The sequence below is a fragment of the Vibrio sp. VGrn 2 genome, from assembly GCF_009361695.1.
Lineage (GTDB): Bacteria > Pseudomonadota > Gammaproteobacteria > Enterobacterales > Vibrionaceae > Vibrio > Vibrio diabolicus.
On the sequence record NZ_RBWD01000001.1, the window covers coordinates 478,655 to 500,413 of the forward strand.

At 45.9% G+C, this 21,759-nt stretch carries 16 protein-coding genes; 12 read left to right on the top strand and 4 right to left on the bottom strand.

The window, feature by feature from the left end:
* Nucleotides 1-121 precede the first annotated feature (121 nt).
* Entirely contained in the window at nucleotides 122-2,899 is a 2,778-nt protein-coding gene (locus tag D8S93_RS02325) for an insulinase family protein (RefSeq protein ID WP_319802949.1), read from the bottom strand.
* 375 nt (nucleotides 2,900-3,274) lie between these two features.
* Here D8S93_RS02325 and sixA point away from each other — a divergent pair, with 375 nt between their 5' ends.
* The gene (sixA, locus tag D8S93_RS02330; RefSeq protein WP_005397904.1) at nucleotides 3,275-3,739 is read left to right on the top strand and encodes a phosphohistidine phosphatase SixA; all 465 of its coding nucleotides are present in this window, start codon (nucleotides 3,275-3,277) and stop codon (nucleotides 3,737-3,739) included.
* A gap of 97 nt (nucleotides 3,740-3,836) precedes the next feature.
* Here the strand turns inward: sixA and smrB are convergent, their stop codons facing one another.
* Nucleotides 3,837-4,367, bottom strand: coding sequence for an endonuclease SmrB (smrB, locus tag D8S93_RS02335; RefSeq protein ID WP_012841540.1), 531 nt, complete (start codon nucleotides 4,365-4,367; stop codon nucleotides 3,837-3,839).
* Nucleotides 4,368-4,430: 63 nt separating this feature from the next.
* On the opposite strand from smrB, the gene prmB reads away from it, so the two are divergent.
* Entirely contained in the window at nucleotides 4,431-5,363 is a 933-nt protein-coding gene (gene prmB, locus D8S93_RS02340) for a 50S ribosomal protein L3 N(5)-glutamine methyltransferase (RefSeq protein WP_005397909.1), read from the top strand.
* 180 nt (nucleotides 5,364-5,543) lie between these two features.
* On the top strand, nucleotides 5,544-6,629 hold the full coding sequence (gene aroC / locus D8S93_RS02345; protein WP_005397911.1) for a chorismate synthase: 1,086 nt from the start codon (nucleotides 5,544-5,546) through the stop codon (nucleotides 6,627-6,629).
* 84 nt (nucleotides 6,630-6,713) lie between these two features.
* Here aroC and D8S93_RS02350 read toward each other — a convergent pair whose 3' ends face one another.
* On the bottom strand, nucleotides 6,714-7,337 hold the full coding sequence (locus D8S93_RS02350; protein ID WP_074191661.1) for a trimeric intracellular cation channel family protein: 624 nt from the start codon (nucleotides 7,335-7,337) through the stop codon (nucleotides 6,714-6,716).
* A 334-nt stretch (nucleotides 7,338-7,671) separates the two neighbouring features.
* On the opposite strand from D8S93_RS02350, the gene D8S93_RS02355 reads away from it, so the two are divergent.
* The 3 genes from D8S93_RS02355 (at nucleotide 7,672) to D8S93_RS02370 (ending at nucleotide 9,161) form a co-directional block, all read left to right on the top strand.
* Nucleotides 7,672-8,202: an elongation factor P hydroxylase gene (locus D8S93_RS02355; protein ID WP_012841543.1), complete on the top strand. Its 531-nt coding sequence runs from the start codon at nucleotides 7,672-7,674 to the stop codon at nucleotides 8,200-8,202.
* Nucleotides 8,203-8,227: 25 nt separating this feature from the next.
* Entirely contained in the window at nucleotides 8,228-8,491 is a 264-nt protein-coding gene (locus tag D8S93_RS02360) for a YfcL family protein (RefSeq protein WP_005397926.1), read from the top strand.
* Between the two features lie 145 nt (nucleotides 8,492-8,636).
* Entirely contained in the window at nucleotides 8,637-9,161 is a 525-nt protein-coding gene (locus D8S93_RS02370) for an NADPH-dependent FMN reductase (RefSeq protein ID WP_046875554.1), read from the top strand.
* Nucleotides 9,162-9,237: 76 nt separating this feature from the next.
* Here the strand turns inward: D8S93_RS02370 and mnmC are convergent, their stop codons facing one another.
* Nucleotides 9,238-11,256 carry a bifunctional tRNA (5-methylaminomethyl-2-thiouridine)(34)-methyltransferase MnmD/FAD-dependent 5-carboxymethylaminomethyl-2-thiouridine(34) oxidoreductase MnmC gene (mnmC, locus tag D8S93_RS02375; RefSeq protein ID WP_152811806.1) on the bottom strand — a complete coding sequence of 673 codons (2,019 nt, stop codon included), beginning with the start codon at nucleotides 11,254-11,256 and terminating at the stop codon, nucleotides 9,238-9,240.
* Between the two features lie 128 nt (nucleotides 11,257-11,384).
* On the opposite strand from mnmC, the gene fabB reads away from it, so the two are divergent.
* The 6 genes from fabB (at nucleotide 11,385) to accD (ending at nucleotide 21,716) form a co-directional block, all read left to right on the top strand.
* Nucleotides 11,385-12,596, top strand: coding sequence for a beta-ketoacyl-ACP synthase I (gene fabB, locus D8S93_RS02380; RefSeq protein WP_006741726.1), 1,212 nt, complete (start codon nucleotides 11,385-11,387; stop codon nucleotides 12,594-12,596).
* Nucleotides 12,597-12,937: 341 nt separating this feature from the next.
* Nucleotides 12,938-14,071 carry a 4-phosphoerythronate dehydrogenase gene (locus D8S93_RS02385; protein WP_152811807.1) on the top strand — a complete coding sequence of 378 codons (1,134 nt, stop codon included), beginning with the start codon at nucleotides 12,938-12,940 and terminating at the stop codon, nucleotides 14,069-14,071.
* Nucleotides 14,068-15,081, top strand: a complete 1,014-nt coding sequence (locus tag D8S93_RS02390; protein ID WP_006741728.1) for an aspartate-semialdehyde dehydrogenase — start codon at nucleotides 14,068-14,070, stop codon at nucleotides 15,079-15,081. Before D8S93_RS02385 ends, D8S93_RS02390 begins: the two co-directional genes overlap by 4 nt.
* A gap of 198 nt (nucleotides 15,082-15,279) precedes the next feature.
* Complete coding sequence (locus D8S93_RS02395) at nucleotides 15,280-19,659, top strand: FimV/HubP family polar landmark protein (protein ID WP_152811809.1); 4,380 nt, start codon at nucleotides 15,280-15,282, stop codon at nucleotides 19,657-19,659.
* Nucleotides 19,660-19,797: 138 nt separating this feature from the next.
* Nucleotides 19,798-20,592 carry a tRNA pseudouridine(38-40) synthase TruA gene (gene truA / locus D8S93_RS02400; protein WP_152811811.1) on the top strand — a complete coding sequence of 265 codons (795 nt, stop codon included), beginning with the start codon at nucleotides 19,798-19,800 and terminating at the stop codon, nucleotides 20,590-20,592.
* 197 nt (nucleotides 20,593-20,789) lie between these two features.
* Nucleotides 20,790-21,716 (top strand): acetyl-CoA carboxylase, carboxyltransferase subunit beta, encoded by a 927-nt coding sequence (accD, locus tag D8S93_RS02410; protein ID WP_005397203.1) that lies wholly within the window; start codon nucleotides 20,790-20,792, stop codon nucleotides 21,714-21,716.
* Nucleotides 21,717-21,759 lie beyond the last annotated feature (43 nt).

Consider the following 21,759-nt stretch of genomic DNA (forward strand, 5'->3'; position numbering starts at 1 on the left):
GCAATGGCGTAATTTCAATTTTCTGCCAATTATGGTGTCGATTCTATTTATGAGACCCACAACCTCATTGGTTTGTAGGTATATACTTACTAATCGATAATTTTATTACTGCGCAATTAGATCATCCTAAGCCGCAATCTTTTGGCCTAAGTTGGAACTCTTCAATCGATCCAATTTCTTGCCCTAAGTGGATGCGCGGAGCGTCCGAATGCGATTGCCCTTGAGAGTGCATGACCAATCGGTTTGCCGTGCGAGGTTTCAACTCATTAACGACAAAGCGAATCATGTCTGCTCGGGTCAATTTCTTCAGTTCAGCAAGTACCTTGTCACGTTGGTTAAACTCGGTGTCTTTGTTTCCTATTGCAACCCAAAGACGCTGAGCACGACCTCGCAGTGTGGTGTCCGGCGTCGCTATTTGATTCCACAAGCCGCGCTTACTGCTATGCCACTGGTAATCGTTCAGTTCTAACAGCACCATATAAAAGGCATTTAAGAACTCATCGATTGAGGTAACCAGCTCGGCAGGCGCAGCATTGGGTGACTGCACATAAAGCACAATACCTGGATGACGATTAAGTGGCATATTGCCAGTGCCCACCATGTAACCTAATTGCTGTTTTGTGCGGATCTCGTGGAAAAATGTTGCCGACATGAGATGGTTCGCCAATGAGTATAGAGCAATGCTACGAGGCTCAATATCCTCACACTGGTGATAAATAACGACCGCCGAATCTTGCTGGTTACAATGTACTTCACGTTGAAAACTGCCGTTTTTTCCCAGCATGATGAGTGGGCGGAGCGCCTCTTCATAACGCTGCTCTTTTACTCTTAGGGCATCCTTTAAGGTCGTCGCCATGTCATGCGCTTGTTGACGCTGCCAATCTCCGTAAACAAACATTTCAACGTGCAGTTCTGCAAGAATTGATTCTACGAATACCGAGAGTTCATCGACTTCGATTTCTTCTAGCGCTTCGACTAAGGTTGCGAAAGGCGGGTTATTGGGTTGAAGTAGCCCTGTAAGTGCGTTAAACAGCTGCGAAATAGGACGATCTTGTGAAGCATTTCTCCAGTTACGTAACAGTTGCTGCTTGATGGTTTCAAAGCGTGCAGGGCTGAAATCTCGAGAAGCAAAACGGTGCAGGATCATTTCCAACAATTGAGGCAGTTTTTGGCTGAACCCTGAGAGAGTTAAGGTAACCCCGCCTTGGTGAGCATACATGTTGTAACCCATCCCTGCGATTTCCGCTTGATAGGTTTCTTTTGCTAGCGAATCGAGGAACATCTCGACACATAGGCGCGTTTTGACAATGTTCTTCGGGGATGCAACAGCATGAGAGCTGTCGATAGCGACATATACAACGCCTTTTGGCACGCGAAATTCATCATCTTGTAAATGCCAAAGTCGGAAGCCTTCGAGATCTTCAATTAACTCTGGTAGTGAACCACCATTTTCGAACGGCATGGGATCGAGATCGTAGCAAATATAAGGGTTCTTTTCTGGTAAGACGAACTGCCAGCTTGGATCGATTTGTTGATAGAAGCGGCGTTGCTCGTCACTAAAAGGCGTGACGGAATACGGAGTAAAGTACCATTCGGCAGTACGGTTGTATTCCAGTCCTTTTGCAATAAGGGTTACGCGGACATTATCGATGGTTAAGTATTGCAGCAACGAACGCTGCAGTTGTTCATCATAGCCCGCCATTTTGTAGTCGCCATAAATGGTATCGTCTGGCTGATAATGCTGCATATTGATAACAAGATGGCTAACCAAATCCATTGGTCGAGATGGTTCCTGGAAACGAAACGCCGACTCAAGCACCGCTTGTTTTTCGAGATAGCGCCATTCATCTAGGCCGTCTTGTTTGATCATCGAGAGGTATTGAAAAACCGCTTGGATGATGTCGTCAACGTGGTTGAGACCCTGTGGGGTCAGTGTGCAGCTAACCGTAAAATCTCGATAGTTGCTACCACTTGCGCCGCCTCCCGCAGAAAGCGACGTAATCCAGCCCTCATTTTTTAGCTGGAGCATTAAGCTGCCTTCGCCTTCATAGCCGAGTAAATGCGCGAAGTAAGAGAGTGGTTTAACGCCGTAGTGCTTATCCATTCCCGGCATTGGGAAGGTGAGAATGAGTTTTCGAAATTCTTTGATTGGTTCAACTTGAACTAAAATCCCGGTACTTTCTTTGGTGCTAATGGGGACATCAATCGATTTTCCACGAAGGTGGTGATTTGGGATATTGGCAAACATGGCTTCTACCCACGCTTGCTGATCATCGAGCGACTGCGGCCCAAAGAGCGTCAACGTCATGAGATCGGCAGAGTATTGAGAGTGGTGAAACTCGACAATTTCATCGCGGATGGATTTACCATCTCGGTCACCTAATGTATCTAGGTTGCCGACTGAGAACTTAGAGAAAGGATGATCTGGATTGATGACTTCTTTATTGACTTGATACAGGCGGCGAGAATCGTCATTAAGTTTGAGTTTGTATTCGGAGTCGACAGCCTGGCGCTCTTTGTCTAAAGCTTCTTCGTTAAACAATGGTGCGGTAAAAAATTGGCTAAATCGATCTAAGGCATTTTCAAAGGCATTCGGAGTAACATCAAAAAAGAAACAAGTGTGCTCAGTACCCGTCCAAGCGTTATTTGTTCCTCCATGCTGGCTAATATAGCTTTGAAACTCGCCCACTTTAGGGTATTTTTCCGTACCCAAAAAAAGCATATGTTCTAAATAGTGTGCCAGACCTTGGCGATCGTTTGGGTCGTCGAAGTGTCCAACGTTCACTGCTAGAGCAGCTGCTGACTGTTGAGCTGTCTCGGAATGAATCAGCAGTACACGCAGATCATTGCTCAAGGTAATGTAGCGGTATTGATTTGAATCGTTAGGACTTAGATGCACGATGCGTCTCCAGATTTCGCATTACAGTAATTATGAACCCCTAGCTAGGGGGCGCAAAGTTTGCGTTTCGACAAATACTGCTTGCCGTATTTTTGTTATTCGTAGACTTCTGCACAGGCCCATCGCGTTTGCGTATGGGGAAGAACTGTTTGAATGAATGCTCTGAACTCATAGCACAGTTAAATACTGTGATGAACTGAGTACATTCTTTTTAATAGATTGTTAAGAAAGTCGCTATCTTTAGCAAGCGAATTGGTATAATGAACAGATAATTATATCAGTATTTTTGTTTCGTCATTATTAAAGTTAGCCCCGTCTATCTAATAAAGATAGCAGTCAACCTTTTGGTAGCGTTAGCTATCCCTAGGAAATAACATGAAAATATTCATCATGCGTCACGGCGAAGCCGAGCATTTTGCAGATTCAGACGCAGCACGACAATTGACCCCAAGAGGCAGAGTCGAATCAGAAGCGGTTGCGAGAGCCTGTAAAGAACAAGGTTTTGCGCAATTCGATAAAGTGTTGGTGAGTCCGTACATTAGAGCTCAACAAACTTGGCAAGAGATCAGCGAGTATTTTGCTGCAAAAAGCATCGAAACTTGTGAAGATATTACACCTTACGGTCAATCTGAGCATGTATTTGATTTTGCAAGTGCATTGATTGAAGTGGAAAAACTAGACTCGCTTCTGCTTGTCTCTCACTTGCCTTTGGTTGGTTATCTCACTTCAGAGTTTGTAAAAGACATGGCACCACCGATGTTTCCTACATCAGGTCTAGTGTGTATTGAATACGATCTACAAACGCAAAACGGTGAAGTGCTGTGGCATATTACGCCATAAGCGTCGAAACCAAATAAGCATTTAAACATTAGATATAGAATGAAGAAAGGCAGGAAATTTCCTGCCTTTTTGTTTAATTGCTTCTACAGTGAGCTAGTTACTTTTCTGGAATCGAGAGCAAAACTAACAACGCACCATCACCGCCGAATTCTAGCGGCGCTTGGTGGAAAGCCATTACATCTGGGTGTTGTGCTAACCAAAGTGGCGCTTTCTGTTTCAGGATGTGTTTACCAATGCCATGTTGCACACACGCACAGTGAATCTCGTTTTTGACGCAGTAGGCGATCATCGCACCAAGTTCGCGCTTAGCTTCTTGTTGTGTCATGCCGTGCATATCGAGGAATACGTCCGGTACATACACGCCGCGACGTAGACGTTTAACTTCATAAGTGGAGACGTCGTCACGTGCATAACGAGTTGGGCCTTCTTCATTTAAGAGAGGGACAAACTCGTCGGAGAAGTAAAACTCAGAATCACTCGCTTCACGGTTGGAGCGCTTGATTTCTTTTTGCTTAGTATTTTTTTTTGGTTGCTGGATTATGGTATCCTGTCGCAACTTTTTTACGCCCTGTACTGCTTCCTGAAACAAGGCGAAATCGTCATCGTGTTCGGTGTCTTTTTTGCTCATTAGGTAAACAATTTCATTAATAAACTTTTATTGGCAGTATTGTAGCGCTTTTCGGAGGCAATTTTGGATAAGATTTTTGTAGAAGAAGCGGTATCGGAGCTGCATACCCTTCAAGATATGATTCGTTGGACGGTAAGCCGCTTTAACGCAGCGAACCTGTTTTACGGTCATGGTACTGATAATGCGTGGGATGAAGCGGTTCAGCTTATCCTGCCAACCTTATACTTGCCGATTGATGTGCCTCCGCACGTATTAAACTCTCGCCTAACGACCAGCGAGCGTCTGCGTATTGTTGAGCGTGTAGTAAAACGCATCAACGAGCGTACGCCAACAGCATACCTAACCAACAAAGCATGGTTCTGCGGTCTTGAATTCTTCGTTGACGAGCGTGTGCTTGTGCCACGTTCTCCAATTGGTGAGTTGATTCAAGCAGAATTCCAACCTTGGTTGGTGGAAGAGCCTGCGCGCATCATGGACCTATGCACAGGCAGCGGCTGTATCGCAATTGCATGTGCTCACGCGTTCCCTGAAGCTGAAGTGGATGCGATTGATATCTCTACAGACGCTCTACAAGTGGCTGAGCAAAACGTACAAGATCATGGCATGGAGCAACAAGTGTTCCCAATTCGCTCTGACTTGTTCCGCGACCTACCAAAAGAGAAGTACAACCTGATCGTGTCTAACCCACCATATGTGGATGAAGAAGACATGAACAGCCTGCCAGACGAGTTCACACACGAACCTGAGCTTGGTTTAGCAGCCGGTACGGATGGCCTAAAACTTGTGCGTCGTATTCTTGCAAACGCACCAGACTACCTAACAGATAACGGCATTCTTATCTGTGAAGTTGGCAACTCAATGATTCATATGATGGAACAGTACCCACAGATTCCGTTCACTTGGATTGAGTTTGAGAACGGCGGTCACGGCGTATTCATGCTCACGCGTGACCAGCTGGTTGAGTGTGCAGAAGAGTTTAAACTGTACAAAGACTAAATAGGGTCTTGCACTAAACGTCAAAACACCGAGCTTTATGCTCGGTGTTTTTTTATGCATAACTCGCCGAGATTAACTCTTTACATCAAAACGTAATAAAGCCACTATGAATCCACGAAGAATTGGAAAGCAGTTGCGCTCTGGTTTGAGAGGGCGTAGCGATAAAAACTTGAGGAAGTAATGGCAGGAAACAGTATCGGACAACATTTCCGAGTGACGACATTCGGGGAAAGTCACGGTATCGCACTGGGATGTATCGTAGACGGATGTCCTCCGGGGTTAGAAATTACAGAAGCAGATCTGCAAATCGATCTCGACCGCCGTCGTCCAGGCACATCACGTTACACCACACAACGTCGTGAACCGGATGAAGTTAAAATTCTTTCTGGTGTTTTTGAAGGCAAAACCACAGGCACATCGATCGGTTTGCTAATTGAAAACACCGATCAGCGCTCAAAAGATTACTCGGACATCAAAGATAAATTCCGTCCGGGTCATGCTGATTATACTTACCACCAAAAGTATGGCATCCGTGACTATCGAGGTGGCGGCCGTTCGTCTGCTCGTGAAACCGCAATGCGTGTGGCGGCGGGTGCAATCGCGAAGAAATACTTGAAAGATGAGTTTGGTGTTGAGATTCGCGCGTACTTGTCACAAATGGGTGATGTCTCTATCGACAAGGTAGATTGGAACGAAATCGAAAACAACGCGTTCTTTTGCCCAGATGTGGACAAAGTAGAAGCGTTTGACCAACTTATCCGTGACCTGAAAAAAGAAGGCGACTCAATTGGCGCGAAAATTCAGGTTGTGGCAACTAACGTGCCTGTTGGTCTTGGTGAACCTGTATTTGATCGTCTGGATGCCGACATTGCGCACGCGCTAATGAGCATTAATGCGGTGAAAGGCGTTGAGATCGGTGATGGCTTTGATGTGGTAAACCAAAAAGGCAGTCAACACCGTGATACGCTTGCTCCTGAAGGTTTTGGCAGTAATCACGCGGGCGGTATTCTTGGCGGTATCTCAACTGGTCAAGACATTGTGGCTAACATTGCGCTTAAGCCAACATCAAGCATCACCGTTCCGGGTGAGACCATCACAAAAGAAGGTGAGCCAACTCAATTGATCACCAAAGGCCGTCATGATCCTTGTGTGGGTATTCGTGCCGTACCAATTGCTGAAGCGATGCTAGCGATTGTGGTGATGGATCATTTGCTGCGTCATCGTGGTCAAAACCATGGCGTAACAACTGAAACACCGAAGATTTAAGCTTAAAAATAAGCTTGATAGAGAGACAAAAGGCTGCTCAATGAGCAGCCTTTTTAACGTGTTTTCATTACGCGTTTAGATAAGTTAATGGAGTGAGCCTTCCGTTTCCAAATTGAAAGAAGGGAGACGCCACTTAAAACGTACCGCGGCCATACGCAGCATATAACCGGTGATCAGTGTAATGATAGTGGCTGTTACATCGGGAACATTAAATTCTAATAGCGCTAAGTACATTCCTGATGCGATAAGAGCGACAGAAGCGTAAAGTTCTTCATGCAGCACCAACGGTGTTTGGCGACAGATTAAGTCGCGGAGTAGCCCACCGAATACACCCGTTACTAGCGCTGAAACCATGCAGATCCCAGGGTGTAAGCCCATGCCCATCGCAATCTTAGTTCCGATGATGCTGAACACGATCAAACCTAACGCATCAAGGCGGATGAATAGACCTTTTAGCTTAATCACCCATTTCGCTAAGCCTGTGGTAAGTACACCCGCAACACACGTGATTGCCAGGAACTCTGGGTTTTTTACCCAACCAAGAGGGTAGTGTCCCAGTAAAATGTCACGTACGGTGCCACCACCAATGGCCGTTGCACTGGCCACCAACATAACACCAAACCAGTCCATTTTTCTTCTACCAGCACTCAACGCACCTGTCATGGCTTCAGCCGTGATACCAATGATATACAACACACTTAGCAACATAGGGAGACACTCAACGTAAAAAGTCACTACGTTCTACGTGAATCATCGTAGGCGCAGCAACAACACTTACAAAAGGTTTTATCATTCTTAAAAAGTGATTAAAACCAGCAACATGCCTGTAATCAAATCGCTTAAAAAAACAGCAGTTTGAGCAGCATCAAAATAAGGCGAGAGTGTAGTAGCAAATGAGTACGCTGACGAATGAGAAATTATATGGAGAAAGCGATGTTCAGATAAATTCAACTAATAACCAAAACTGTGGGAGCACCTTTACCTTATAGATAAAAACAGCGACAATACGCAGCGCATGTCAAACTGAAGTACAAACTCGACGATGACCCACGAATACCAAGACCTTATCACCATTTTCAATGACACCTTTTTAGACCAATTTAATACGAAATTGGAGTTAGGTGGTGATGAGCCTATTTATCTTCCTGCTGATGATGAGCATCCTCATCATCGGATTATTTTTGCTCGGGGTTTTTATGCCTCCGCATTACACGAAATCTCGCATTGGTGTGTGGCAGGGCCAGAGCGTCGTTTGCTGGAAGATTTTGGCTATTGGTATGAACCCGATGGGCGCACGGCAGAAGTTCAAGCGGAGTTTGAGAAAGTTGAAGTGCGTCCGCAAGCTTATGAATGGATTCTGGCACAAAGTGCTGGCTTCCCTTTTACGGTGAGTTGTGACAATCTACACGGCGATTTTGAACCAGATAGGCTCGGCTTTATGCAGAAAGTGCATAAAGAAGTGTTAGGTATTTTGGAAGCTGGCTTGCCTTTGCGAGTGAAAATGCTTTCGGATGCTCTGCGTGCGTTTTACCAAACCAAGCCGCTGGAAGCGTCAGACTTTTGCGTTAAATAACCTCAAATAACCTCAGAGATACACCATGATTATTGAATTTGAAGAAAAACTACTGGAACTGATTGATGCTCGAATTGAAACAGCATCTGACGATGAATTGTTTGCTGGTGGTTATCTACGTGGTCACATCTCTTTGTCTGCGGCATCTTGTGAAGAAGAAGGCATTAGCGATATTACTGAGCTGAAGTCACGCATTGAGAGCAGTTTGGAAGACGCTCGTACCGAGTTAAGCCCAGCTGATCGCGCGATCGTCAGTGACTTGTGGCAAGAACTGCAGGCTCAGGCTTAATCTCCGAACGTCGTTCTCCATTTATTAGTCCAAATCATTTACTACTTCGAAAAATTCGAACCTCTCCATAAAATTTTTGTGGTTGTAGCGAAACTGTTCAACTTTTATTCTGGTTAGCATAAAACGTGAACAAAGGATTACAACCATGAAAATTGTCGCATTTGGTGCTTCTACCAGCTCTACCTCAATCAACAAATTACTTGCTACATACGCAGCAAACCAAGTCGAAGACGCTCAAGTGAACGTTTTAGACTTAAACAATTATCAAGTACCGATGTTTAGCGAAGACAAAGAGAAAGAAATTGGTCAAGCTGAAGGTGCAGTCGCATTTTTACGTGATTTGGCTGAGGCTGACGCTATTGTTGTTTCCTTCGCAGAGCATAACGGTTCATACCCAGCAGCGTATAAAAACCTATTTGATTGGGCGACGCGCATTGAGCGCAACGTATTCCAAAACAAGCCAGTCGTTTACTTAGCAACTTCTCCTGGTCCGGGTGGCGCACAGAGCGTTCTTGCAGCGGCAACAGGTTCCGCGCAATTTTTCGGAGCAGATGTGAAAGCATCGCTATCTGTGCCGAGCTTCTACGAGAACTTTGACGTGGAGTCTGGTGAGGCGGTAAATCCGGAAGTGGCAGAACAAGTGAAACAGGCAATTGCACGGCTGAAGTAATTTCAACACGAGTGACTTAATGAGTTAGTGATTCCCGACACATATTTGCGTCGGGAATGTAAACGAGAGGATACTCTTACAGCTCAGTAATGGCTTTGCCTTTTCTTAGTTTACGAACCCACATTCGACTTGGATGAAGTTCGGTCAATACATCAACAGGTAATGGCAGCGGGTCCCCACAGATTTGCGAGGCCAACACTTCAGCTAACAATGGTGCAGAGCTCAGCCCACGAGATCCTAAACCTAAGAAGCAGAATAGGTTAGTGAACTGATGAACGGTTTCTACCTCTTCTGCTTTTTGATTTTGTAAGTTGGCGTATTGCGTTTTTATCGTCTCAAAGTCACCCACATTTCCGACAAATGGTAAGTGATCTCGGCTCACGCAGCGAATACCTTGGCGAGATCGATTGCCACTGATATCTACCTCTTTTGGCCATTCTTGGTTCGGTACGCACTTAACTAATTTTTCTGCGTTATCCTTCTGAGCGTTTTCATCAAATTCGTAGTCTAGGTGACAGCGATCGTAGCTTGCGCCTATGCACAGGTGCTGATTGTTTGGGTTAACAGGCGTCATGTAGCCGTCGTAACACAATACCGTTTTCAATTGACTCAGCGTTTCGGTTGCCGGAGCATGACTGACTTGCCCTTTCACCTGTCCCATCGGCAGGGAAGCGGTTTGGCTCAATGTTTGGAACTCATGGCCATTCGCAACCACAACGGTTGAGTGCTCAAATGTTTGACCATTGACCGTTAGTGTCCAAAGCTGATGGTCTTCATCCCAATTTAATGCTTCAACGTGATGTTCAAACTTCGTTGAGAGTAACGATGTCTGTTCTAATTGTTTGATTAACCCACGCGTTAGCTCGGCAGGGCACAACCACCCTCCCATAGGATAGTGCACAGACGACATATCGATAGGTAATCCGATAGTATTCGCAGTTTCCTCGGCGGACAGTTTTTGAATCAATTCAGAAGGAAAATTACCCGCAAGCATCTTTTCCAGCTTATCAGCAGATTTTTCATCCCACATTAGCTGAGTTACACCACACCAATCGTGATCGAATGTAACCGACTTCGCAGCTTGTTCAATAAATTGTCTTGCAAACAAAAATGCAGGCGCAAACACACGCGAAACACCAGTATGAGGACCGTTCAACAAGGGATACACGGCCCCTTGACGATTACCCGAAGCTCCTTCGGCTGGTTGAGTGTCTTTACAGTAAAGCGTGACGTTTTGGCCACGACGAACCAACGTTTTCGCTAACGCCGCGCTGGCTATACCACCACCAATGATAGCAATCGAATCAAGATTGCTAGATGCTGTGCGATTGAACCAAGGGAGATGGTTCGACTGCTTTTCACGTTGTTCCATCGAACCTGCGATCATTTCTCGCTTGGTGCCAAAGCCTTTGACTTTTTTCATTGCAAAGCCTGCTTCGTTCAATCCTCGACGCACAAAGCCCGCTGCGGTAAAAGTGGCAACTGTACAGTCTTGCTTGGCTAACTTAGCCATGTTGTTGAACAGATTTTGGTTCCACATTTCTGGGTTTTTACTTGGCGCGAATCCATCTAAAAACCAAGCGTCAATCAAACCTTGCTCGTTGTATGGGACTTGCGGCATGCAGTCTTTGATGTCGCCAAACCAAAGGTCGAGTGTAATTGCGCCATCTTCAAGCACAATGCGGTGACACTCAGGTACGGCGACAGGGTAGTGCTTTTGTAACTTTTCCGCGTACTCAGCTAGCTCAGGCCAAGCTTCATGCGCCTTCTTTAAATCCGCTTGGCTTAGCGGGTATTTTTCAAAGCTAATAAAATGCAGCTCTTTCAATGCTGCGTCTGGATGCTGACGACGAAACTCACTAAACCACTGGCATACTGCTAAGAAGTTTAATCCCGTGCCAAATCCTGTTTCACCAATGACAAAACGTCTTTGGTCAAATTCCTGCCATCTTTCTGGGAGATGATTTTGTTTTAAGAAAACGTAGCGTGTCTCTTCAAGACCGTTTACGTTAGAGAAGTAAACATCATCAAATTGGTCTGAAACCGGAGTACCAGCTTCGTTCCAACCAAGTTCTGCGTTTTTTATTGAAGTCATAATGGTGCAAATTTGTGATTTGGCGCGGTAAGAATGGGGCGATTGTACGAATTTATGGGAAAGCTGACCACTTTTGTTGACTATCTTAGTTATCATCTAGCGGATTTTTGAATTATAGGAATGTCATAATGAAACGAGTCGTAATCACCGGTATGGGTATTGTTTCAAGTATCGGTAACAACGTCGAAGAAGTTCTAGCGTCTCTTAAAGCGGGCAAATCTGGCATCACTGCATCTGAGCAGTTCAAAGAACACGGTCTTCGTTCGCAAGTATGGGGTGACCTAAAAATCAACCCGGCGGAACACATCGACCGTAAGCAGATGCGCTTTATGGGTGATGCGGCTGCTTATGCATACCTATCAATGGAGCAGGCAATCGCAGACGCTGGTCTTACAGAGGATCAGGTTTCAAACGATCGTACCGGTATCGTTGCGGGTTCTGGCGGTGCTTCTGCATACAACCAAACGGTAGCGACAGACACGATGCGCGCAAAAGGCGTAAAACGAGTTGGCCCTTACATGGTTCCTCGTACTATGTCTTCTACGGTTTCCGCTTGTCTTGCTACGCCATTTAAGATTCGTGGTGTGAACTACTCAATGAGCTCTGCATGTGCTACCTCTGCACACTGTATCGGTCACGCGATGGAGCTTATTCAACTTGGTAAACAAGACATTGTTTTTGCGGGTGGCGGTGAAGAGCTTGATTGGTCTCAAACCATGATGTTTGACGCCATGGGTGCGCTGTCAACGAAATACAACGACACTCCAGACAAAGCATCTCGTACGTATGATGCGGACCGTGATGGTTTCGTTATCTCTGGCGGTGGCGGCATGCTGGTTATCGAAGAACTTGAGCACGCTCTAGCACGTGGCGCGAAAATCTACGGTGAGATCGTAGGTTACGGTGCGACTTCAGATGGCTATGACATGGTAGCACCATCAGGTGAAGGCGCGATCCGTTGTATGAAGATGGCGATGCAAGACGTTGACGGTGTGGATTACATCAACACGCACGGCACGTCGACACCAGTTGGTGACGTGAAAGAGCTTGGTGCGATCCAACAATTGTTTGGTGAGAACAGCCCAGCAATCTCTGCAACAAAAGCAATGACTGGTCACGCACTAGGCGCCGCTGGTGTGCACGAAGCGATTTACTCAACACTTATGCTAGACAAAAACTTCATTGCTCCAAGCATCAATATTGAAAACTTGGACGAAGCAGCTCAAGGTCTAGACATCGTGACAGAAGCACGTGATGCAGAGTTAACAACCGTAATGTCAAACAGCTTTGGCTTTGGCGGCACAAACGCAACTTTGGTTATTAAAAAGTACCAAGGTTAACTGAATTTGTTGGCGCGCCACGTGAGTGAGTACAGCGTCAACAATCCAGTTTCCAGAGCTTGATCAGTCACACTGATCGAACAGACGCAGACTCTATCCCATGGAGAGCGGGATAGGATCCTTTTGTTCTGGAACTTTGCCCGGCTATTTAGCCGGGCTTTTTCTTTTCTCAATTTCTGCTTTTTACATTGCTTCCCGTTAAACGATTTCTTTGGAACTAATCTCCTTGAGGTTTATTAGGGTTATTTCTTGAGATTTTTCGGGAAAAGGGCACAATCGTTTTAGTTTCGCATCTTGCGAATAAACGAACTCATACAAATGGATGTTAAAACGCTGGCGCTATGAAAATTATTGTTGATGAAAATATGCCGTACGCTGAAGAGCTATTCAGCCAACTCGGTGAAGTGATTCTAAAACCAGGTCGTACACTGACGGCTGATGATTTAGTGGATGTTGATGCCCTAATGATTCGCTCGGTAACCAAAGTGAATGCCGATCTAATCAGCAAAGCAAACAAGCTAAAGTTTGTTGGTACCGCAACAGCAGGTATGGATCATGTCGACCAAGCGCTTTTAAAAGAGAAAGGTATATTCTTCACCGCTGCGCCGGGTTGTAACAAAGTGGGTGTGGCGGAATACGCGTTCAGCGTGATGATGGTGCTCTCTCAGCAACAAGGCTTCTCGGTATTTGACAAGACGGTAGGTATTATTGGTGCAGGCCAAGTAGGTAGCTACCTAGAGAAATGTTTGAAAGGCATGGGGATTAAAGTTCTCATCAATGACCCATTCAAACAAGAGGCTGGTGATCCTCGTAGCTTTACTCCGTTGACAGAACTGATTGAAGGCTCAGACATCATTACGCTGCACACGCCAATCACCAGAGATGGTCCATATCCAACTCATCACTTAATTGATGAAACGGTTTTAAACTCGCTTCGTGGTGATCAGGTTTTGATTAACGCCGCGCGAGGTCCAATCGTTGATAACGAGGCATTGAAGCAACGTCTTTTGAAAAACGACGGTTTTACCGCAGCGCTTGACGTATTTGAATTTGAACCAGAGGTTGATATGGAGCTTCTGCCTCTGCTAGCATTCGCAACCCCTCACGTTGCAGGCTACGGCTTGGAAGGGAAAGCTCGCGGTACGACGATGATTTTCAACAGCTACTGTGAGTTCTTAAATAACGAATTACGTGCGCATGCCAGCGATTTACTGCCAACCGCGCCTGTTCCTACTATGGTATTGGACAGAGCTTGGGATGAAGCAACACTGCATAACATCACGCAGTTAATCTATGATGTGCGTAGAGATGACGCTCTTTTCCGTCGTGAGATCAGTAAGCCAGGTGCTTTTGACCTGATGCGTAAAAACTACTGGGATCGCCGTGAATACAGCGCTGTCACGCTAGTGGGTAACAAAACATGTAACCTTGCTCCATTAGCAGAACTAGGTTTTCAGATTGAGGTAAGTCAATGAGCCAGCAATATAATGTTGCCATTTTAGGTGCGACCGGTGCGGTCGGTGAAACAATTTTAGAAGTGCTTCAAGAACGTAAATTCCCAGTGGGTGACATTCACTTATTGGCAAGTGAGCGTAGCGAAGGCAAGACTTATCGCTTTAATGGCAAAACGGTTCGTGTACAGAACGTTGAAGAGTTTGATTGGTCTCAAGCTCATATTGCGTTGTTCTCTGCTGGTGGTGAGCTATCTGAAAAATGGGCGCCAATCGCGGCAGATGAAGGTGTTATCGTTATCGACAACACTTCACACTTCCGTTACGAGTACGACATTCCTCTCGTTGTGCCAGAAGTAAACCCAGAAGCGATTGCAGAGTTTCGTAACCGTAACATTATTGCGAACCCAAACTGTTCGACCATTCAAATGCTGGTGGCACTAAAACCAATTCACGATGCAGTGGGTATTGAGCGTATTAACGTATCTACATACCAATCCGTATCTGGTGCGGGTAAAGCGGGCATTGACGAACTAGCAGGTCAAACGGCTAAGCTTCTAAACGGTCTGCCTGCGGATAAGAAGCAATTCTCTCAACAGATTGCGTTTAACTGTATTCCGCAAATCGATCAGATGATGGAAAATGGCTACACCAAAGAAGAAATGAAAATGGTGTGGGAAACACAGAAGATCTTTAACGATCCATCAATCACAGTAAACCCAACGTGTGTGCGTGTGCCGGTATTCTATGGTCATGCTGAAGCGCTTCACATTGAGACTCGCTCTCCAATCGATGCACAAGAAGTCGTTAACTTGCTTGAGCAAACAGAAGGCATTGAAGTCTTCCACGGTGATGACTTCCCGACACAAGTGCGTGATGCGGGCGGTAAAGATCATGTTATGGTTGGTCGAATCCGCAACGATATCAGCCACCACAGTGGTGTAAACTTGTGGGTTGTGGCGGATAACGTGCGTAAAGGCGCAGCAACTAACGCGGTACAAATCGCTGAAGTTCTGATCCGCGATTACTACTAAGTCACTTACCAGTTCATTTCAAAGCCTCGCACTGTGCGAGGCTTTTTTGTACGAACGGAACAAAATAGTGTGAGATTAGTACGAATATGGCGAGAGCCACACATTTTTTATTCTCAACGCTATAGTTTTGCATGTGATATCCGATATATTTAACCGATCACCATTTCAAATTGTATTTAGCACAAAACTGAGCCTTCTATGCGTCAAAATTATAAGCGTTTGTTAGCAGCCCTTGTGTTGATGAGCGCGACTCAGACATCATCAGTGGTTCAAGCCGAAGGAATTCGTCTTGTTGGACCGTCTGGTGAAGTGCAATCATCTCCGAGCTATGCTGAAGATATTGAGCGAGCATTACCTGCTCCTCCTGCAAATACTCAGCCGTCACGTTTCTTTGGTCCGACTGGTGAAAATCAAACACTATGGTCGATCGCTTCAGAATTAAGACCTTCACGCGGTGTTACCGTTCAACAAACGCTTCTTGCCATTTATCGAATTAACCCTCAAGCGTTTGAGAACCAAAACATTCATGAGTTGATCCCAGGGAGTCGACTACGAGTACCGTCTCTAGAGCAAGTGCAAAGCGCGACTACAGAACAAGCTGTTGCGATCATGAAGGCGCACGAGGCTAAGTTAAAACAGCCGAAGCCGACAAATAGAGCCACGCCAGCGCAACGCGTCGCCGAGCAACCAAAGCCACAAATAAAAGTAGAACCCAAGCCTGTTGCTCCTAAACCAGAAACCACTGTAGCTGCGGAACCAAAACCGGTTCAAAAAACAATACCAGTTATTCCTGCGCCACCTGTGAACACCTCTCCGCAGGGTGAAAAGCAGGTCAGTGCGTTAAAAGACAAACTTCAAGGCTCACAAAGTGAATTAGAGTCATTGGAAGAGAAGAACCATCGTCTTCGCTTAATGCTGTCAGAAGTGCAAAGCGAAGTTGAAACCTTGAAAAATGAGCTGAATGACGAAGAACGCATTCGCTCGGAAGTCGAGAAACTGCTTGCTGAAGAGCGCCAGCGCCTTGCTGAGCAACAACGCATGCAGCCAAGTACGATTGACAAGATTTTGTCTAATGGTTGGCTTGTCGGCTTAGCGGCGCTTATTCCAGGTGCATTGCTGGCACTTTTGGTTGTGATGTTGCTTGGTCGCCGTTCTAAAAACAAAGAGGAAGAGCCTGCTGAGCAATCGCCGCAGGAAACCGATCCATTAGCTGCGCCAATTGGTTTAGCGGCGACGGACGAACTGGATGAAGAACTCACACTTGATGATGAGTTGTTCGCAGATGAAGATATAAATACTCAGGCTACACAAGAAGAGAAGCCAGACTTAGAAGAAGACGTCTTTGCCAACCTTGACGATGAAGAACTTGATTTCAACCTAGAAGGGGACGATGACCCATTTGCGGGTATCGGTGATGACGGCGACCTAGATGTTGGTCTGGATGAGTTTGAGTCATCGAACAATGGTATCCAAGTTAACGGCGAAGAAAAAGCGCTTGGTTTAGAAGAGATGGAGCGAGCCTTAGATGAGGTTGCTCCAGAACTAGAAGTGCTCGATGACGATGAGGCTGGCTTCGATCTTTCAGATGATACGAACGAGAAAGCAGACTCGCTTTCAGACGACGCATTTGCGGAACTACTTGCAGCAGATGAGCCGTCAGAAGAGTTACCAAGTGACACTGTCGATCAGGATATGCTTGATGACTTGTTTGCGGAACTTGGCAATGACGACTTCGACCTAGATACCGATGAACCTGAACTAAAACAGCACGTATCGGATGATGATTTCAGCGCAGGAGAGGCATCTGATGACGATATCGATAAGCTATTAGCTCAATACGAGCAGCCTGTTACTGAGCCGACAGAAGTTGAAGGTGACGCCAGCGAAGACGCCGTTCTAGATGAAAACAGTACGGACTTACTCGATGAACTGATCGATTTTGACGAAGATGAAACAGACGACGAGTTTGACCCACTGAATGAGCTAGAAGCACTCTCTGGTTTTGAAGGTGATGACTCGATTGAAGAGTTAGATGCAGATAGCACAGATCTACTGGATGAACTCATTGATGACGTCACATCCGAACTTGATGAAGAGACAGGAACTGAGACTGAGTTAGACCCGTTTGATGATCTGATTCGAGAGGACGAAAGCCCTGCACAGACTAAATCGGAAGAGGAAGAGTTACTCGCTTCACTTGGTTTTGGCGAACCAGACGGCGACGAAAAACCATCTTCAATAGCCGAGTCAGAGCCCGATCATGAAGAGCCGGGAATTGAGCCTGGTTTGGACATCGATGCTTTATTAAGTGACAGTCAACCAGATCCGCAACAAACAGCGCCAGAGCAACCATTAACCGAGCCAGAAACTGATTCAGAGCCATTTAGCAGCGATGAGTTTCTGGGTGATTTAGAGGACCTCTCACCAGAGAACGATCCTTTGATGAGCGAGCTAGACGACTTGTTTGAGTCAGACAGTGAAGAGCTTCAGCCTACAGAGCAAGAAAACGCGGACTTTTCTGCTGAACTGGATGCGCTATTTGATACTGAAGATGATTTAGCGCAACAACAAGTTGAAGAGCCGCAAGCTGAGATAGAGGAATCTTCGCCACAACAAGAAGAGGATGCCAATTCTAAGTCAACGCAAGATGCATCAGTAGAGCCTGATGCTAAAGTGCCGCCTCAAGTTGAGACAGTAGAAGACGCTCCAGTGTTCACTCCGACACCAAATACAGTAGAAAATGAATTTGGTGTTCCACAAGAAGAAGATTGGCTACTGGATGAGCCTGAACTAGAAAGTGAAACTCAACCAGAACAAGAACAAAACTCGGGTAACAAAAGTGAGCCAGAAAGTTCAGAACTAGCATCAGAAACTGATTCGGCCACCAATGCCGAAGAAGAGTTCGATTTTGATGAACTTGATCTACCAGAGTTCAGTGAAGAAGACGCACTGGCGTCCATGGCGGACGAACCTGCGTTTGATGACCCAGAGTCTATCGAGCCTGAGCGCTCTGAAGTTGAGTCGGCGACTGAAGCAGAAGGAGAACTCAATTTTGATGAACTCGATCTACCAGAGTTCAGCGAAGAGGACGCATTGGCGTCTATGGCGGGCGAACCTGCGTTTGATGACCCAGAGTCTATCGAGCCTGAGCGCTCTGAAGCTGAGTCGGCTACTGAAGCAGAAGAAGAGTTCGATTTCGATGAACTCGAACTGCCAGAGTTCAGTGAAGAGGATGCATTGGCTTCCATGGCAGGCGAACCTACGCTTGATGACCCAGAGTCTATCGAGCCTGAGAGCTCTGAAGCTGATTCGGCTACTGAAGCAGAAGAAGAGTTCGATTTCGATGAACTCGAACTGCCAGAGTTCAGTGAAGAGGATGCATTGGCTTCCATGGCCGGCGAACCTACGTTAGATGACCCAGAATCTATCGAGCCTGAGCGCTCTGAAGCTGAGTCGGCGACTGAAGCAGAAGAAGAGTTCGATTTCGATGAACTCGAACTGCCAGAGTTTGGTGAAGAGGATGCATTGGTGTCCATGGCGGATGAATCTGCGTTAGATGAACCAGAATCTATCGAGCCTGAGCGCTCTGAAGCTGAGTCGGCTACTGAAGCAGAAGAAGAGTTCGATTTTGATGAACTCGAACTGCCAGAATTCAGTGAAGAAGATGCATTGGCGTCTATGGAAGAAGAGCCAGAATTACCGAGTTCTGAAACCGCAGATATAGAACCAATCTCCGGTGAGGATGAAGAGCTAAGTTTTGACGACCAAGATCTTCCTGAGTTCAATGAGGAAGATGTTCTCGCATCAATGAATGAGAGTGCGCCAGAGACTCCTAATGTTGAAGCTGAGACATCGAGACCAACTCTTCAAGCCGATAACGATCATGATGCTTTGTTTGAAGTCTTTGCGCAGCAAAACGGTTTTGATACTGAACCAGAAGTGCAGCCAACGGCGACAGAGGGTGAGCCGCTAAGTGACTTAGATGATGAATCTTCAATGGCTAACCTTCTTGCTGAAGACGCAAGTTCAGAGGTATTTGAAGGTCAGTTAGACAGTGACACCATCGCAAGCGCAGGTATGGATTTTGAAACCATGCTTGATGTTGGAGATGATTGGGATGGCTTTAAACCAGCTGCCGATAGCGTAAGTTCTGCGGACGAAGTGCCCGAGGACCAGCGTGATGTCTGGAATTCAAGTGATGCACTAAGTCAGCCAGAGATCGCGCAAGAAAACTGGGCAGAGCAAAGCAGCTTGGATGACTTCGACCCGAAGAAAAATCAATTTATGACGATTGATGAATTGATGGCTCAGGTCGATAAAGAAGGTGGTGAGTTCGAAGAGGAAGATCTGAAGCTTGATGTCGGATTGAACGAGTTTCCAGATGTTATCGGTGAGATCGGCGATGTTGACGTAGATAGCAACGCTGAAGCTGCTGGAAAACTGGACCTTGCTAAAATCTATCTCGAGATGAACGATTCTCAAGGGGCGATAAAATTACTAGAAGAGGCGATTGTTTACGGTGAAGATGATATTCGCCGCGAAGCAAAGAGCCTGATTGATGCCATTAATGGCCGATAAATCAAAAAGGGTAGCGTTAGCTACCCTTTTTGTGTCTCGCTAGTATGATGCTACCTCTACGTCATCCTTGTTGAAACTGGCAACTTGAGGTGACTTGAGTATATACTTCCCGCCCCATTTTAGAGTTCGAAGGTTAAGATGAGAATCGCATTAGGTATCGAGTACAACGGTACAAACTACTTTGGTTGGCAGCGCCAAAGAGAAGTGAAAAGTGTCCAAGAAGAGCTAGAGAAAGCATTGTCCGTTGTCGCTAATCACCCAGTTGAAGTTCAGTGTGCTGGTCGGACAGACGCTGGCGTGCATGGCACAGGGCAAGTTGTGCACTTTGATACCAACGTTACTCGAAAAATGGTAGCTTGGACTATGGGCGCAAACGCGAACATGCCGAGTGATATAGCGGTTCGTTGGGCTAAGGAAGTCCCAGATGATTTCCATGCACGATTCTCAGCGACAGCGCGCCGTTATCGTTACATTATTTTCAATCATGCTTTACGACCTGGTATCTTAAACTCTGGTGTGAGCCACTATCATGGTGAGCTCGACGAGGAAAAAATGCATGAGGCAGGGCAGTATCTGCTTGGTGAAAATGATTTTACGTCGTTTCGTGCGGCGCATTGTCAGTCTCGTAGCCCATTTCGAAACTTGATGCATCTGAACGTTACGCGCCATGGGAACTATGTGGTTATTGATATTAAAGCCAATGCGTTCGTGCATCATATGGTTCGTAACATCACGGGTAGCTTGATAAAGGTTGGACGTGGTGAAGAGAGCCCTGAATGGATCAAATGGTTACTAGAGGCTAAAGATCGCAAACTAGCGGGTGCGACAGCGAAAGCGGAAGGTCTGTACCTGGTAGATGTAGACTATCCAGAAGAATTTGGGTTACCTGAAGTGCCGATCGGTCCACTGTTTTTGCCAGATAATTTGAACTAATTTTACACACTTATTTCAAAATATCGGTAGTGTTTACATTGAATGTGAGCGGAAAACATACGCTATTTATGATATCAAAAATAGGTACAACCAGTTTTTTATCTACAGTAGCTGCAAGATATGGTTTAATCCGTCGGTATTATGTCGAATTTATATCTTTCGCAATGAAGCGGAAGAGTTGAGAGAAAAGGTCTTCCATGAGTTGGCTTGAAAAGATTTTAGAGAAAAGCAACCTAGTAAGTTCACGCAAAGCTTCTATCCCAGAAGGTGTGTGGACTAAATGTACCTCTTGTGAACAGGTTTTATACCATGCTGAACTAGAGCGTAACCTAGAAGTTTGTCCAAAGTGTAACCATCACATGCGCATGAAAGCGCGTCGTCGTTTGGAAACGTTTTTAGATGAAGGCAATCGAGTTGAATTAGGTACCGAACTTGAGCCACAGGATAAACTGAAATTTAAAGATTCTAAGCGATACAAAGAGCGTATCTCTGCAGCACAAAAAAACAGCGGAGAGAAAGATGCGCTAGTTGTGATGCAAGGTGAACTGCTTGGTCTACCCCTTGTGGCGTGTGCGTTTGAATTCTCCTTTATGGGCGGTTCAATGGGTTCAGTTGTTGGTGCTCGCTTCGTTAAAGCGGTGGATGCCGCAATTGAAAACAACTGTGCACTTGTTTGTTTCTCAGCAAGTGGTGGCGCTCGTATGCAAGAGGCATTGATGTCTCTTATGCAAATGGCAAAAACCAGTGCTGCGCTTGAGCGTCTATCAGAAAAAGGTCTGCCGTTTATTTCGGTTCTAACTGACCCTACAATGGGTGGTGTATCAGCAAGTTTGGCTATGTTGGGTGATATCAACATCGGTGAACCTAAGGCGCTGATTGGCTTTGCTGGTCGTCGTGTTATCGAGCAAACAGTACGTGAAGATCTTCCTGAAGGTTTCCAGCGTAGTGAGTTCCTGCTTGATCACGGTGCGATTGATATGATCGTTGACCGTCGTGAAATGCGTCAGCGTGTGGGTGGTCTAATCGCTAAGATGACTAACCACAAGTCTCCTTTGGTGGTTTCGGTTAACGAATCTCCAAATGAAGAGCCATATTCTGTACCAGAAGCGGACGAAAAAGGGTAAAGTATCAACTAACATAAAAACCAAAGAATTTAATGGTTAAAGT

Excerpts from the sequence above, each read along its gene's own strand:
- sixA (WP_005397904.1), top strand. The coding sequence starts at position 3,275 with ATGAAAATATTCATCATGCGTCACGGCGAAGCCGAGCATTTTGCAGAT.
- smrB (WP_012841540.1), bottom strand. The coding sequence starts at position 4,367 with ATGAGCAAAAAAGACACCGAACACGATGACGATTTCGCCTTGTTTCAG.
- aroC (WP_005397911.1), top strand. The coding sequence starts at position 5,544 with ATGGCAGGAAACAGTATCGGACAACATTTCCGAGTGACGACATTCGGG.
- D8S93_RS02350 (WP_074191661.1), bottom strand. The coding sequence starts at position 7,337 with ATGTTGCTAAGTGTGTTGTATATCATTGGTATCACGGCTGAAGCCATG.
- D8S93_RS02355 (WP_012841543.1), top strand. The coding sequence starts at position 7,672 with ATGACCCACGAATACCAAGACCTTATCACCATTTTCAATGACACCTTT.
- D8S93_RS02360 (WP_005397926.1), top strand. The coding sequence starts at position 8,228 with ATGATTATTGAATTTGAAGAAAAACTACTGGAACTGATTGATGCTCGA.
- D8S93_RS02370 (WP_046875554.1), top strand. The coding sequence starts at position 8,637 with ATGAAAATTGTCGCATTTGGTGCTTCTACCAGCTCTACCTCAATCAAC.
- mnmC (WP_152811806.1), bottom strand. The coding sequence starts at position 11,256 with ATGACTTCAATAAAAAACGCAGAACTTGGTTGGAACGAAGCTGGTACT.
- fabB (WP_006741726.1), top strand. The coding sequence starts at position 11,385 with ATGAAACGAGTCGTAATCACCGGTATGGGTATTGTTTCAAGTATCGGT.
- D8S93_RS02385 (WP_152811807.1), top strand. The coding sequence starts at position 12,938 with ATGAAAATTATTGTTGATGAAAATATGCCGTACGCTGAAGAGCTATTC.
- D8S93_RS02390 (WP_006741728.1), top strand. The coding sequence starts at position 14,068 with ATGAGCCAGCAATATAATGTTGCCATTTTAGGTGCGACCGGTGCGGTC.
- D8S93_RS02395 (WP_152811809.1), top strand. The coding sequence starts at position 15,280 with ATGCGTCAAAATTATAAGCGTTTGTTAGCAGCCCTTGTGTTGATGAGC.
- truA (WP_152811811.1), top strand. The coding sequence starts at position 19,798 with ATGAGAATCGCATTAGGTATCGAGTACAACGGTACAAACTACTTTGGT.
- accD (WP_005397203.1), top strand. The coding sequence starts at position 20,790 with ATGAGTTGGCTTGAAAAGATTTTAGAGAAAAGCAACCTAGTAAGTTCA.